The 12,876-nt window shown below is 70.1% G+C and carries 12 protein-coding genes and 1 tRNA gene; 7 read left to right on the forward strand and 6 right to left on the reverse strand.

Annotated elements, in window-relative coordinates; genetic code table 11:
• Positions 1-82: 82 nt before the first annotated feature.
• Both ABD658_RS05745 and ABD658_RS05750 read right to left on the reverse strand, forming a co-directional pair.
• The gene (locus ABD658_RS05745; RefSeq protein ID WP_344682095.1) at positions 83-1,438 is read right to left on the reverse strand and encodes a DUF3100 domain-containing protein; all 1,356 of its coding nucleotides are present in this window, start codon (positions 1,436-1,438) and stop codon (positions 83-85) included.
• On the reverse strand, positions 1,435-2,628 hold the full coding sequence (locus tag ABD658_RS05750; RefSeq protein WP_344682093.1) for an amidohydrolase: 1,194 nt from the start codon (positions 2,626-2,628) through the stop codon (positions 1,435-1,437). Before ABD658_RS05750 ends, ABD658_RS05745 begins: the two co-directional genes overlap by 4 nt.
• Positions 2,629-2,729: 101 nt before the next feature.
• On the opposite strand from ABD658_RS05750, the gene ABD658_RS15350 reads away from it, so the two are divergent.
• Together ABD658_RS15350 and ABD658_RS05755 are read left to right on the forward strand one after the other, a co-directional pair.
• A complete protein-coding gene (locus ABD658_RS15350; protein WP_425574487.1) occupies positions 2,730-3,380 on the forward strand; it encodes an Lrp/AsnC family transcriptional regulator in 651 nt (216 codons plus the stop codon).
• On the forward strand, positions 3,266-3,757 hold the full coding sequence (locus ABD658_RS05755) for an Lrp/AsnC family transcriptional regulator (RefSeq protein WP_425544543.1): 492 nt from the start codon (positions 3,266-3,268) through the stop codon (positions 3,755-3,757). Before ABD658_RS15350 ends, ABD658_RS05755 begins: the two co-directional genes overlap by 115 nt.
• A gap of 51 nt (positions 3,758-3,808) precedes the next feature.
• Here ABD658_RS05755 and ABD658_RS05760 read toward each other — a convergent pair whose 3' ends face one another.
• Positions 3,809-4,672 carry an EamA family transporter gene (locus ABD658_RS05760; RefSeq protein WP_344682089.1) on the reverse strand — a complete coding sequence of 288 codons (864 nt, stop codon included), beginning with the start codon at positions 4,670-4,672 and terminating at the stop codon, positions 3,809-3,811.
• 202 nt (positions 4,673-4,874) lie between these two features.
• Between ABD658_RS05760 and ABD658_RS05765 the strand changes: the two genes are divergently transcribed.
• Together ABD658_RS05765 and ABD658_RS05770 are read left to right on the forward strand one after the other, a co-directional pair.
• The gene (locus tag ABD658_RS05765; protein ID WP_344682087.1) at positions 4,875-5,810 is read left to right on the forward strand and encodes a CPBP family intramembrane glutamic endopeptidase; all 936 of its coding nucleotides are present in this window, start codon (positions 4,875-4,877) and stop codon (positions 5,808-5,810) included.
• Positions 5,811-5,853: 43 nt separating this feature from the next.
• Entirely contained in the window at positions 5,854-6,000 is a 147-nt protein-coding gene (locus ABD658_RS05770; RefSeq protein ID WP_344682085.1) for a hypothetical protein, read from the forward strand.
• Between the two features lie 12 nt (positions 6,001-6,012).
• Here the strand turns inward: ABD658_RS05770 and ABD658_RS05775 are convergent.
• A tRNA-Arg gene (locus tag ABD658_RS05775) sits at positions 6,013-6,088 on the reverse strand.
• Between the two features lie 15 nt (positions 6,089-6,103).
• Entirely contained in the window at positions 6,104-6,787 is a 684-nt protein-coding gene (locus ABD658_RS05780) for a hypothetical protein (protein WP_344682083.1), read from the reverse strand.
• A gap of 135 nt (positions 6,788-6,922) precedes the next feature.
• Here ABD658_RS05780 and ABD658_RS05785 point away from each other — a divergent pair, with 135 nt between their 5' ends.
• The 3 genes from ABD658_RS05785 (at position 6,923) to sucD (ending at position 11,734) form a co-directional block, all read left to right on the forward strand.
• A complete protein-coding gene (locus ABD658_RS05785; protein WP_344682081.1) occupies positions 6,923-9,496 on the forward strand; it encodes a UvrD-helicase domain-containing protein in 2,574 nt (857 codons plus the stop codon).
• Positions 9,497-9,618: 122 nt separating this feature from the next.
• A complete protein-coding gene (gene sucC, locus ABD658_RS05790; protein ID WP_070158700.1) occupies positions 9,619-10,782 on the forward strand; it encodes an ADP-forming succinate--CoA ligase subunit beta in 1,164 nt (387 codons plus the stop codon).
• Between the two features lie 16 nt (positions 10,783-10,798).
• Positions 10,799-11,734: a succinate--CoA ligase subunit alpha gene (gene sucD / locus ABD658_RS05795; RefSeq protein ID WP_070158701.1), complete on the forward strand. Its 936-nt coding sequence runs from the start codon at positions 10,799-10,801 to the stop codon at positions 11,732-11,734.
• Positions 11,735-11,972: 238 nt separating this feature from the next.
• Here sucD and ABD658_RS05800 read toward each other — a convergent pair whose 3' ends face one another.
• On the reverse strand, positions 11,973-12,698 hold the full coding sequence (locus tag ABD658_RS05800) for an MBL fold metallo-hydrolase (RefSeq protein WP_083277258.1): 726 nt from the start codon (positions 12,696-12,698) through the stop codon (positions 11,973-11,975).
• Positions 12,699-12,876: the final 178 nt, after the last annotated feature.

The following is a 12,876-nucleotide window of genomic DNA, read 5'->3' on the forward strand; positions in this document are numbered from 1 at the left end:
CGGCGACGCGCCCGCGCACGTCATCTCACCATCTGGCCACCACCTGTCGCCCGCTCCGCTCCCGCCGGTCGGGCCGTCCGACTCAGCCGACCCCCAGCACCCCCTGAGCGATGAGCACCGAGGCCAGGAAGGTCGCGGTGAACACCGCCAGCCCCACAGGCACGATCTTCCAGCCCACGGAGCGCAGGATCCGTGCGTCGCGCCCCAGGCCCAGCCCGGCCAGCACCAGCACCGAGGTGGTCATCGGGAGGAAGGCCACCGGCTCCACCAGCGCCAGCACCGTGTCCGCCACGGGGGACCACGGCGTGGAGGCAGCCATGGCGAGGGTCATCGCCGTCACGATCGCGGAGATGCGCAGGAAGCGGCGGGCCAGCAGGCCCAGCACCACGAAGACCACGATCAGGCCTATCCCCGGCAGCGCCGAGAGGGTGACCGCGCCGTCGTGGGCCCAGAGGGCGGCGATCGTCAGCACGGTGGACAGGGCCAGCAGGGCGGCAGGGTGGACCCGCTGAACCGGCGCCTCCACCTTCTGCGCAGACACCTCGACGCCGCTGAGAAACTCCTCGGCCTGCTCGCCCTCGTCAGCACGACGGCGGCGGGTCAGGAGCCGGTAGAGCCGGTCGGCCAGGGGAAGGGCCACATAGACGCCGATGTAGAGGCCCAACGCGGAGCTGAGCAGGTTGCTCATCGCTGCGAGCGCGAGGATCTCGCCCTCCATGCCGGGGAACTGGGCGACCACGGCGTTGGAGGCGGCGGCCATCATGGACCCTGATCCCACGCCGGAGCCCATAGCCAGGGCGAGCGGATTGAACCACCCGGTGCCGGCCAGCATGGAGGCCAGCAGGCCGATCCAGAGGGCGCCGAAGACGGTGCCGAAGATATAGATGGCCAGCACGCCGCGGATCTCGCGGGACTCGGTCCCGTAGCGCTCGCCCACCATGGCGAAGGAGCCTTCACGGCCGATGGAGAACGTGGCACCCACCGAGGCGCGGCGCATGCCCAGGAGGACTGCCAGGGGCATGGCGATGAGGATCGTGGCCAGGTTGCCGATCTCCTGCAGGACCAGCGCGGGCCCCACCTGGACGAGCACATCGAGGTTCTCTCCGACCATGAAGGCCAGGCGGGTGGTCAGCAGCAGCACGCCGATCTGCATGGCCACCGAGGCGATCCTCTGAGCGCCCTCCGGAAAGGGCCGCACCTTCTGCAGGCTGACCGTGGCACCCAGCAGCAGCCCCCAGATCAGTGGCAGCAGGGTGAGCGTGCCGATGCCCACGCCGACCTCCTGGGCGCCGATCAGCTCCGCCAGCACGGTCAGCAGCGCACCGACCAGCAGCAGCGGGATCCACAGGCGCGCACGGGAGCGCACCGAGGTCTTCTCAGGGGCCTTCTCCGCGTGCTTCTCCGGGGGCGTCACGGAGCGGGGAGCGCGCGACCTCATGCCGGCACCCCCTCGGTGAACGGGGCCCGGGTCGTCTGCTCGGCGATCAGCTCGGCCCGCAGGTCCGCGTCGGAGGCCGCCTCGATGATGGTCTGGGCCATGGCGATGGCGCCGTCGACGGCCGCGGCGTCGCCTCCGGGGGAGACGGCGTCGTCGGCGAAGCCACGAGTGTGGGGCGGTGCGCCGCTGCCGTCGACATCGATCATCGGGTGGATGGCGGGCACATGCTGGGAGACGTTGCCCATATCCGTGGAGCCACCGGTCAGTCCGCCGGTGTCCGCGAGGCGGCGCCCCAGTGCCCGCACCGCGTCACGGTAGGGTCCAGCCAGCCGGGGGTCCTGGCGCAGCGGGGCATAGAGGGGCTCGGTCTCCTCCACCTGCATCTGGCAGCCGGTGGCCAGAGCGCCGGCCGAGAAGCAGTCCTCCACACGCCGACGCAGGCTGTGCAGCGCCTCGAGGTCGAAGTCGCGGACCTCGACGTCCACCACGGTGCGCTCCGGGATGATGTTGGTGGCCTGGCCGCCGTCGCGGACGAACAGGCCGATCCGGGAGGAGGCGGGGACCTGCTGGCGCAGCAGCCCCACTGCCACCTGGGCGACGACGGCAGCGTCGGCGGCGTTGACGCCGTCGGTGGGGGCCGCCGCCGCGTGGGCGGCACGCCCGGTGAAGGTGACGGCGAAGCGCGCGACCCCCTGGGAGGCGGTCTCCACCGGATCGGCGTCGACGGTGCCGGGATGGACCATCAGGGCCACGGTGTGGTGGTCGAAGCAGCCCCGCTCCAGCATGAGGACCTTGCCGCCGCCGTGCTCCTCCGCGGGGGTGCCGACGACCTCCACGGTGAGACCGAGGTCGTCCGCGACGGCGGCCAGTCCGATGGCGGCGCCGACGGCGGCGGTGGCGATGATGTTGTGCCCGCAGGCGTGGCCGATCTCGGGCAGCGCGTCATACTCGGCGCAGATCCCGACGACGAAGTCGCCGGTGCCGTACCGGGCGGTGAAGGCGGTGGGCAGGTCCGCCACCGGTGCGGTGATGGCGAATCCGGCGTCGGCGAGCTCGTCGCGCAGCCGGGCGGCGCTGCGGTGCTCCTCGAAGGAGGTCTCGGCCAGGCCGTGGATGTCATGGCTGAGACGGGTCAGGCGCTCGCGGATCTGCAGCACGGACTGGGTGGCGCGGTGGTGGGGTGAGGGCATCGGAGGACCTCTCGATAGTGGTGATCCTGGTCACAGCCACGGTAGGATCGTGCGGCATCAGGAGGTTTCAGGTGCAGGATTCCGTCAATGATGTCCCGGATGTGCAGGATCCGATCAGGTTGCAGGAGAATGATCTTCGTCTGATTCAGGCGCTGCAGATCAGTCCGCGGGCCGGATGGAGCGAGCTCGGCCGTGCCCTCGGCGCGGCCCCGACCACAGCGGCCCGGCGCTGGGAGCGGCTGGAGTCCTCCGGTGCCGCCTGGGTCTCCTGTCAGCCGCTGCATGGGCGGGACTCCGCCATCGCCGTGCTGGAGGTCGTCTGCCGCGCCGGCGACATCCTGCAGGCGGCCCGCACCTTGGCCGAGGATGCGGCGGCCATGACGATCGACGTCACCGCCGGCGGCCGGGACCTGCTCATCACCGTCACCTGCCCGGACCAGCTGGCGCTCGGCCGCTACCTGCTCGAACGGGTGGCGCAGATCCCCGAGGTCGAATCCGTGCGCAGCCATGTGGTCACCCGGGTGTACCTGGATGCCAGCCGGTGGAGGCTGCGCAGCCTCACGTCGCGGGAGGAGAGCCGGATCTCCAGCGCCCTGCCTCCCCCCCCGGTTCGACCTCCGCTCCGACCATGGACGCTCTGGAGCGCAAGCTCGTGGAGAAGCTCTCCGTGGACGGCCGACGCTCCGTCCAGCGCCTGGCCGAGGACCTCGACGTCTCCGAGAGCACCGTGCGACGCCGCCTGCGCAGCCTGACCGACGCCGGGGCGCTGCGCTTGCGCTGCGAGGTCGCCCGGGGGCTCACCGAGTGGCATGTCCTCGAGTGGTTCTTCCTACGGGTGCCGCCCGCCCACATCGACGAGGCCGGTCAGGTGCTCTCCGGGATCCCGGAGCTGCGCGCCGTGCTGTCCACCACCGGGCCCGCCAACGTCATCGTCGCCGCCTGGCTGCGCACCGTGGCCGACGGTCAGCGCCTCGAGAGGCGCCTGACCCAGCTGCTGCCCTGGATGGAGGTCATCGACCGCAGCGTGGTGCTGCGCCCGGTCAAGCTGGTGGGCCGGCTGCTGGACGCCCGAGGCCTCGCCGTCGGGACCGTGCCGCTGCGGGGCGACGGCGGCCGACACGGGTGGTGAGCGCCGTGCGGCCCCGCCCCGACGCCGTGTCCGGCCGCCGCGACGGTCCTGTCACCCGGAGATGATCAGCCCGATCCCGGCGCAGACGACGGCGGCTCCCAGGGTTCGCCTGACGGGGTCCGGCTCCTTGAACAGCCACCAGGCCAGCAGCGCTCCGATCACGATGGAGGACTCCCGCACCGGGGCGACCAGCGCGACCGGCGTCGTCGTCATCGCATAGAGCACCAGGATGTAGGCCAGCGGGGAGAGTGCGGCCACGATGATCACTGGACGGCGGTCTGTGCGCCAGGTGGGACGGATCAGGCTGCGCCGGCGCAGCACCCAGGGGAGCATCACGGCGGACTGCAGCACGCTGCTCAGTGCGAAGTACAGGATGGGCTCCAGCCCCAGGGCGGTCACGGCGAAGCTGTCCCACAGGGTGTAGGCGGCGATGGCGGCACCGGTGGCACTGCCGTAGAGCAGGCCGGTCCGCAGGCGGTCGCCGCGGCGGAGCAGACGCCGGCCGGTGACGATCAGGATCCCGCCCACGACGACCGCGCCGCCGGTCAGTGCGGCGATGCCCGGGCGTTCGCCGAGCAGACCGACGGCGACCACCATCGTCAGCACCGGTCCCACTCCGCGGGCCACCGGATAGACCACGCCCAGATCGGCTCGGCGGTACCCGGTCTGCAGCAGTGTGGCGTAGCCGATGTGGATCACCGCGCTGACCAGGGCGGCGGCGACCAGCTCCCAGCCGTAGGCGGCACCGGTGCGCAGCATCTGGACCAGGCCCACCGGCAGGCAGAGCAGCCCGCCGAGCGTGAAATAGCACCACACGAACACCGTGGTGTCCCCGCGGGCGGTCTTGGCCGCGAGGTTCCACACCGCGTGGAACACGGCCGCGGTGAGGATGAGCGTCAGGGCCCCGGTGCTCACGGCGGTCCTGCAGGCCACGGGTCGTGAGGCGAGGTGCGCCTGGAATCGGTCGTCACAGTCGAGAGGCTACCCGAGGGTCCGGAGCGATCCGGACGCAGCGCTCAGGCGCCGCCCGGGGGAGGGGGTGTCGCGCCGCACACCGGACCACGCTCGTGACTTTCGGCACCTGCAGGTGCCGTGCCGCCCACCTAGCGTGGGACTCATGAAAGATGCACCGCGGGCCTCGACGATGCCGTCCCCTCGACTGTCTCGTCCTGCGAGGCTGAGTGTGGCCGTGCTCGGCTGTCTGGTCATCTGGGTCTCCGTCACCCACCTGACGGCCCTGTGGTGGGGAGAGGAGATGACGCTGGGCCGGCATGTGGCCAACGCGGTGGGCGTGCTGCTCCTGGCGGTGCCGATGGTCGTGGCCCTGCGTCGGTGGCTCGACCGGCGGCCGCTGGCCGCCCTGGGCCTTCCGGGGTGGAGCACGGCTCTGGCGGACCTGGTGCGCGGGATGCTCACTTGGGTGTTGCCGGCCGGGATCGGACTTGCCGCGGTGGTCCTGTTCGGCTGGGTGGAGATCCGTGTCGACGCGACGCCGGGGGAGCTGCTGGGTGCTGTGCTGCTGCTGATCCTGCTGGTGTTCGTCTTCGAGGCGTTCCCTGAGGAGCTCATCTTCCGCGGGTACATCTACAGGAATCTGGCGGATGTGATGCCGCCCTGGGTGGCCGTCGTCGTGCAGGCGCTGCTGTTCTCCGCCTTCGGCACCGTCCTGTGGGTGATCACCGCCGGGTGGGGCGTGCTCCTCGAGCGGTCCGTCATGTTCTTCGCGATGGCCGTCGTGGTGGGGCTGCTGCGGGTGATGTCCGGTTCGATCTGGGGCCCGATCGGTTTCCACCTGGCATTCCAGGTGACGATGCAGCTGGTCCTCTCCTCGCACTATGCGGCCATCGAGGTCGATGATGAGGCGATCTTCACGCTCGCCACGGCGGTCCTGGCGTTCTGTGCGGCGACGACGGTGGCGGCATTGCTCTGGCGCGGCCCCGTGAACTGGAGCACACCGGAGGCGACGGGGCGAATCCTGGTGCGCCGCAGGGAGGCGCACAGCTCACGGGCGGCGTCCGGTCCGGACGCAGATGACGGGGTTGGAGGCAGGTGAGGGGCGGGGCCCTTGTCTTGGGGTCATCGTGCGAAGGGACCTCGTGCCTGGGGTTCGCGGGGCGGGGAAGCGATCTCTCGAGACGGTCGAGGCCCAGCCCCTGCTGGAGTACCCGGAGGAGGTCATCCAGGGGGAGCGGGTCCTGCCCCTGCGCTTCCGGGTGCGCCGGGAGACGGCGCCGTCTGCCTGAGCGACGGCGTTCTGGTGCCCCCGGCAGGATTCGAACCTGCGACACCCGCTTTAGGAGAGCGGTGCTCTATCCCCTGAGCTACGGAGGCTGGGACCCGACCATCCTACCGGTTGCCCAGCGGGCGCGCGGTCCGTTCCACGGAGCGTCGCACCATCGCCATGATCACCGCGATGATCAGCAGCGAGCCCACCACCGCGAAGAGCAGCCAGCTGCTCACGGTGAGGGCGGAGGCGGTGTGCACCAGGGAGGAGTCCACGCTCTCAGCGGTGAGGATCTCGTCGATCAGGAAGTTCTCGGCGATGTCCATGGCGCTGAACAGGCCCGCGGCGGCCAGCAGCAGCCAGCGCACCACGGATTCGCGCATCATCAGCCCCACCACCGCCCAGGCGGTGAGGAAGAAGGAGACGGGGAACAGGATCCCGGCGGTCTTGTGCACGAAGTTCAGCTGGCCGATCGCGTCGTCGTCCATCACGTTGCGCAGCCGCTCGATGTCGGAGGCGTCATAGCCGGTCAGCAGCCCATCCGGCATGGAGAAGCCCCCGGTGAACTGCGTCATCTGCGGCAGCGCGATCAGGTGCAGATAGATGAACAGGAAGACGGTGGTGCCCAGCAGCGCGTAGACCAGCATCCGCGGATTGGATTGGGCCTCGTCGGCGGCCCGCTGGTCGGCGCCGGCGAGGAACCTGCGCCCCGCGGAGGGCCGCCTCCCAGAGGAGGGTCCGCGGCCCGACGTCGCCCCGGAGTCCGCGGCTGGGTTGCCGCGGGTGGCCTTCCGTCGTCTGGACATCCTGTTCCTTCCTGATGATCAGCGCAGGCGCTGCGGCCCTGCCGTGAGAGGTGGCGGGTCCGGGCTCCATTGTTGCAGAGCGCGGGATGCGGCCCGCGGGCGTCCGTCACAGCCCGCCCTTAGACTTGAGGGACCATGGAGTTCCTCTTCACCCCGCCCTCAGAGCGTCCCTCCGAGACCGCCCGCGCCGCCAAGGCCGCCGACGACGGCGCCCCGGCCGTCCTGCAGGATCCCGCCGCCTCCGGCGGGTCCCCGGGATCCGCGACCGGTGCGGTCACCCCGGCCGACCCCACCCGTGGCCTGAACCCTCAGCAGAAGGAGGCGGTGCTGCACACCGGGTCCCCGCTGCTGATCGTCGCCGGCGCGGGCTCCGGCAAGACGAGCGTGCTCACCCGGCGCATCGCCCATATGCTCCAGACCGGAGCGGCCCGCCCGCACGAGATCCTGGCGATCACCTTCACCAACAAGGCCGCCCGGGAGATGAAGGAACGCGTGGTGAGCCTGGTCGGCCCCGCGGCGGAGCGCATGTGGATCTCCACCTTCCATTCCTCCTGCGTGCGGATCCTGCGCGCCGAGGCGGCGAACCTGGGCCGGAAGTCCGCCTTCACCATCTACGACGCCGCCGACTCCCTGCGGCTGATCACCACCATCGCCAAGCTCCATGACCTGGACCCCAAGCGGTTCGCTCCGCGGGCCATCAAGAACCGGATCTCCACGCTGAAGAATGAGCTGGTCGATGCCGAGGAGTTCACGGCCACTGCGCCGAACGAGCCCTTCTCCGAGGCCGTGGCCACCGTGTATCGGGAGTACACCCAGCGGCTGCGTCAGGCCAACGCCTATGACTTCGACGACCTGCTCGCCGAGACCGTCTACATGTTCGACGCCTTCCCCGGCATCCTGGACGGCTACCGGCGGCGCTTCCGCCATGTGCTGGTGGACGAGTACCAGGACACCAACCACGCCCAGTATCGCCTGGTCCGCCAGCTGACCGGAGGCCCCGGCGACGGCGTGCAGACCCCGGGGGCCGAGCTGACCGTCGTCGGCGACTCGGACCAGTCCATCTATGCCTTCCGCGGTGCGGATATCCGCAACATCACCGGCTTCGAGCGGGACTACCCGGACGCCACCACCATCAAGTTGGAGCAGAACTACCGCTCCACCCAGACGATCCTCGACGCAGCCAACGCCGTGATCTCCCAGAACCCGGGACGCACCGAGAAGAAGCTGTGGACCGACGAAGGTTCCGGCGAGCCCATCACGTTGCATGTGGCGCCCTCCGAGTCTGACGAGGCCGAATGGATCGCCCGCACCATCGATGACCTCGGGGACCGGGAGGGCATCCGGCCGGCCGACGTCGCCGTGTTCTACCGGACCAACGCGCAGTCCCGCTCCCTGGAGGAGCGCCTGGTCAGCCGCGGCATCCCGTACCGGGTGGTCGGCGGCACGCGGTTCTATGACCGCAAGGAGATCAAGGACGCCCTGGCGTACCTGCACGCCCTGAACAATCCCGACGACGACGTCAACCTCCGCCGCATCCTCAACGAGCCCAAGCGCGGCATCGGAGACCGGGCCGAAGGTGCGGTCGCCGCGCTGGCCCAGCGGGACCGGACCACGTTCTTCGAGGCGCTGCGCCGGGCCGAGGAGGCCCCGGCCATGGCGACCCGCTCGCTGAAGGCCGTGGACTCCTTCGTCCGGATGATGGACGACCTCGCCTCCCTGCTGGAGGCCGAGAAGCCCTCGGTGGTGCTGGAGGCGGTGCTCGAGCAGACCGGGATGCTCGAAGCGCTGCGGCAGTCCAAGGATCTGCAGGACGAGTCCCGGGCGGACAACCTCGGCGAGCTGGTGGCCGTGGTCAAGGAATATGAGGCCTCCACCGAAGGCGGCACGCTCGCGGACTTCCTGGAGCAGGTCTCCCTCATCGCCGACGCCGACGCCGTCCCGTCCGCCGGAGACGCAGAGTCCGAGAAGCTCGCCCAGGAGCAGGGTCAGGTCACGCTCATGACGCTGCACACCGCCAAGGGGCTCGAATTTCCTGTGGTCTTCCTCACGGGCATGGAGCACGGCATCTTCCCGCATGCCCGCTCCATGTCCGACGGCGAACAGCTGGCCGAGGAGCGTCGCCTGGCCTATGTGGGGCTCACCCGGGCCCGGCATCGGCTGTACCTGAGCCGCGCGGAGTCCCGCCACCTGTGGGGCCAGCACCAGTACAACCCGCCCAGCCAGTTCCTCGGCGAGATTCCCGAGGACCTGCTCCATGTCGATGCGGCATCGTCATCAGGCCTCGGCGCAGGGTTCTCCGGGGGGCTGGGCGGCCATCACTACGGGACCCCCAGCTTCGGTGGTGGCCCGTCCTCACGCGGATCCGCGGGCGGCTCCGGCTGGTCCTTCAGCGGCGGCTCCGGCGGGGGCCGCTCCGGGGGAACCGGCCGGGCAGGGCGCTCCGAGCCCACCGTCTATGGGGCGGCGAACAGCGAGAAGACGTCATCTGCGCTGCCCGGGGCGACCGGCGGCGTCGCGCCCCGTCAGGTGGACCCCAGCCGGACGATCCCCTCCCTGGCCCCCGGTGACAAGGTCTCTCACCAGAAGTTCGGTCGTGGCGAGGTCCTGGCTGTGGAAGGCACGGGGGACAAGACTGTGGCGAAGGTCAGCTTCGCAGGGACCGAGAAGCGTCTGCTCCTGCGATATGCTCCCCTGGAGAAGGCCGACTGAGCCTTCAGGCTCAGCGTTGCGCCCAGCGTGCAGCGTGGCCGCTCAGCCCGTGCCGGCGGGTCCCGCCGTCGACGTCGGGCTGAGGTTGTCAGAAACGACTTCGACGCAGAAGGACACCACCCGTGGACCTGTATGAGTACCAGGCGCGCGATCTGTTCGAGGCACACGGAGTTCCCGTGCTGGCCGGAATCGTGGCGCAGACCCCGGAAGAAGCGAAGGCAGCTGCTGAGCAGATCGGCGGCGTCGTCGTCGTCAAGGCTCAGGTCAAGGTCGGAGGGCGAGGCAAGGCCGGCGGCGTGAAGCTGGCCAAGACCGCCGACGAGGCCTATGAGCACGCCAAGGCGATCCTGGGCATGGACATCAAGGGGCACACCGTGCACCGGGTGATGATCGCGCAGGGCGCGGACATCGCGGAGGAGTACTACTTCTCGATCCTTCTGGACCGCGCCAACCGCGACTACCTGGCCATGTGCTCCAAGGAGGGCGGCGTCGAGATCGAGCAGCTCGCCGAGGAGCGCCCCGAGGCGCTGGCGCGGGTGAACTTCGACCCCAACACCGGCATCGACGCCGGCAAGGCCGCCGAGATCGCCGAGCAGGCCGGCTTCTCCGCCGACGAGGTCCCCGCCCTGGCCGAGGTGTTCCAGCAGCTGTGGACCGCGTTCTCCCAGGAGGACGCCACCCTCGTGGAGGTCAACCCGCTGGTCAAGACCGGTGAGGGCACGATCATCGCCCTCGACGGCAAGGTCACCGTGGACGAGAACGCCGACTTCCGTCAGCCGGGCCACGCTGAGCTCGTCGACGAGCAGGCCGAGGACCCGCTGGAGGCCAAGGCCAAGGCCAACGACCTCAACTACGTCAAGCTCGACGGCGAGGTGGGGATCATCGGCAACGGGGCCGGTCTGGTCATGTCCACCCTCGACGTCGTCGCCTACGCGGGCGAGGCCCACAACGGTGTGAAGCCCGCCAACTTCCTGGACATCGGAGGCGGCGCCTCGGCCGAGGTGATGGCCAACGGCCTCGACGTCATCCTCGGTGACGACCAGGTCAAGTCCGTGTTCGTCAACGTCTTCGGCGGCATCACCGCCTGCGACGCCGTGGCCAACGGCATCGTCAAGGCCCTGGAGATCCTGGGCGAGGCCGCCACCAAGCCGCTGGTGGTCCGCCTGGATGGCAACAGCGTGGAGGAGGGCCGCCGCATCCTGCGGGAGGCCGACCACCCGCTGGTCACCCTGGCCACCTCCATGGACGAAGGCGCCGACAAGGCCGCCGAACTGGCGAACAAGTAAGGACTGAGGATCGAGCATGGCTATCTTTCTGAACAAGGACTCCAAGGTCATCGTCCAGGGCATCACCGGCGGCGAGGGCTCCAAGCACACGGCCCGCATGCTGCTGGCCGGGACGAACATCGTCGGCGGCGTCAACGCCCGCAAGGCCGGCACCACCGTCACGCACACCGATCAGCACGGTGACGAGGTCGAGCTGCCCGTGTTCGGCTCCGTCTCCGAGGCGATGGAGAAGACCGGCGCCGACGTCTCGGTGGTCTTCGTGCCGCCGAAGTTCGCCAAGGACGCCGCCGTCGAGGCCATCGACGCCGGCATCGGCCTGCTGGTGGTCATCACCGAGGGTATCCCGGTGCAGGACTCCGCCGAGTTCTACAACTACTCGCTGACCAAGACCGGCGCCGACGGCAAGCCCGTCACCCGGATCCTGGGCCCGAACTGCCCCGGCATCATCACCCCGGGCGAATCGCTGGCCGGCATCACCCCGGCCAACATCACCGGCAAGGGCGGCGTCGGGCTGGTCTCCAAGTCCGGGACCCTGACCTACCAGATGATGTACGAGCTGCGTGATCTCGGCTTCTCCACCTCCATCGGCATCGGTGGTGACCCGGTGATCGGCACCACGCACATCGACGCGCTGGAGGCCTTCGAGAACGACCCGGAGACCAAGGCGATCGTGATGATCGGTGAGATCGGCGGCGACGCCGAGGAGCGTGCGGCCGAGTACATCAAGGCCAACGTCACCAAGCCGGTGGTCGGCTACGTGGCTGGCTTCACCGCCCCGGAGGGCAAGACCATGGGCCACGCCGGCGCCATCGTCTCCGGTTCCTCCGGCACTGCGGAGGCCAAGAAGGAGGCCCTCGAGGCCGCGGGCGTGAAGGTCGGCAAGACCCCGTCCGAGACCGCGCACCTGCTGCGTGAGGTCTACCCGGTCGCGGTGGAGCCCTCCGCGCTCTGACGCTTCCCGCACGCAGCTGAGGCTCGCACCCATGGAGCTCGCCGAGTTCGCTCCAGGGTGCGGGCCTCAGCTGTCTGTGGGGCGTGCTGTCTGCGGGCGTGCGGGCCTATTTCCCCGCCTTGACGGCCTCTGCCGTTGAGGAGTCATTTCCCCGTGGATCTCGCGCTGCTGAAGCGCTTCTCGTCCTGCGGAATGTCTGGGATTCTGACTCCTGGATGAGCGGGGCCCACGGGCGGTGTCAGGTCTCGTCGTCGCGCGCTCCGCTGACCCAGTCGATGTAGCGCCGGGCGGACCGTTCGACGGCCGCAGCGGCGTCGGCGGAGATGTGCCGGGCGAAATTGCCGTAGAGCCTGTCGTAGTCATGCTGCGCGGCATGATCGGCGAGGCGACGCACCACAGCAGGGGAGAGCGGGATCATGTTCGGGTAGGAGCGCATGAACGTGACCCACCCCTGGTCCGCCACGGGGAAGATGGCGTCACCGCTGAACAGCACGCCGCGCCCATCTGGAGCCCTCCAGCGGGCCACCATGGAGCCGGGGAAGTGTCCGCCGATCTGGGTGGCCACCAGGTCTTCGGCGATCTGCACCCGATCGTCCCAGACCACGGTGCGGGCAGGGCGCAGAGCCAGCCAGTGCTCATCCGCGGCGGAGACGTACACGCCCGCGTCGCTGAACGCCTCAGCCCACAGCGACTGCACCCCGTACATATGAGGATGCGAGGCCAGGATCGCCGCCACCCCGCCCACCGATGCGACGACGGCGACGGCGTCGTCGTCGATGTAGGCCGGGGGCTCGATCATCACGTTCCCGATGCTCGTGCGCACCAGGCTGGTCACCTGCCCGATGCCCGGGCCGTCGTGCAGGACCAGACCGTGCACCCCGGGCTCCCGAGTGATCAGCTCCAGGTGCGCCCCGGCCTGCGCGGCCTCCTGCGGGGAGGTCCATGCCTGGCCCTGGGGCGGCACGTGCTGTCGCTCGTCGGCGCAGATCGGGCAGCGGTCGGGGCGATCGTGAGGTGGGCGCTCCACCCCGCAGGTACGGCACTGCAGCACCCGTCGACGCGGTGCGGTGGGAGCTCCGGAGGGAGGGGAATCGGCTTCGGCGGGTTGGCCGGTCGGCGGGCCGGAAGCGCGATCGGCAGGG

This window comes from Nesterenkonia aethiopica (genome assembly GCF_039534665.1).
Classification (GTDB): Bacteria; Actinomycetota; Actinomycetes; order Actinomycetales; family Micrococcaceae; genus Nesterenkonia; species Nesterenkonia aethiopica.

Bases quoted from the DNA above. Each gene is read 5' to 3' on its own strand.
- ABD658_RS05750 (WP_344682093.1), bottom strand. From the start codon at position 2,628: ATGCCCTCACCCCACCACCGCGCCACCCAGTCCGTGCTGCAGATCCGC.
- ABD658_RS05785 (WP_344682081.1), top strand. From the start codon at position 6,923: ATGGAGTTCCTCTTCACCCCGCCCTCAGAGCGTCCCTCCGAGACCGCC.
- ABD658_RS05765 (WP_344682087.1), top strand. From the start codon at position 4,875: ATGAAAGATGCACCGCGGGCCTCGACGATGCCGTCCCCTCGACTGTCT.
- ABD658_RS05745 (WP_344682095.1), bottom strand. From the start codon at position 1,438: ATGAGGTCGCGCGCTCCCCGCTCCGTGACGCCCCCGGAGAAGCACGCG.
- ABD658_RS05780 (WP_344682083.1), bottom strand. From the start codon at position 6,787: ATGTCCAGACGACGGAAGGCCACCCGCGGCAACCCAGCCGCGGACTCC.
- sucD (WP_070158701.1), top strand. From the start codon at position 10,799: ATGGCTATCTTTCTGAACAAGGACTCCAAGGTCATCGTCCAGGGCATC.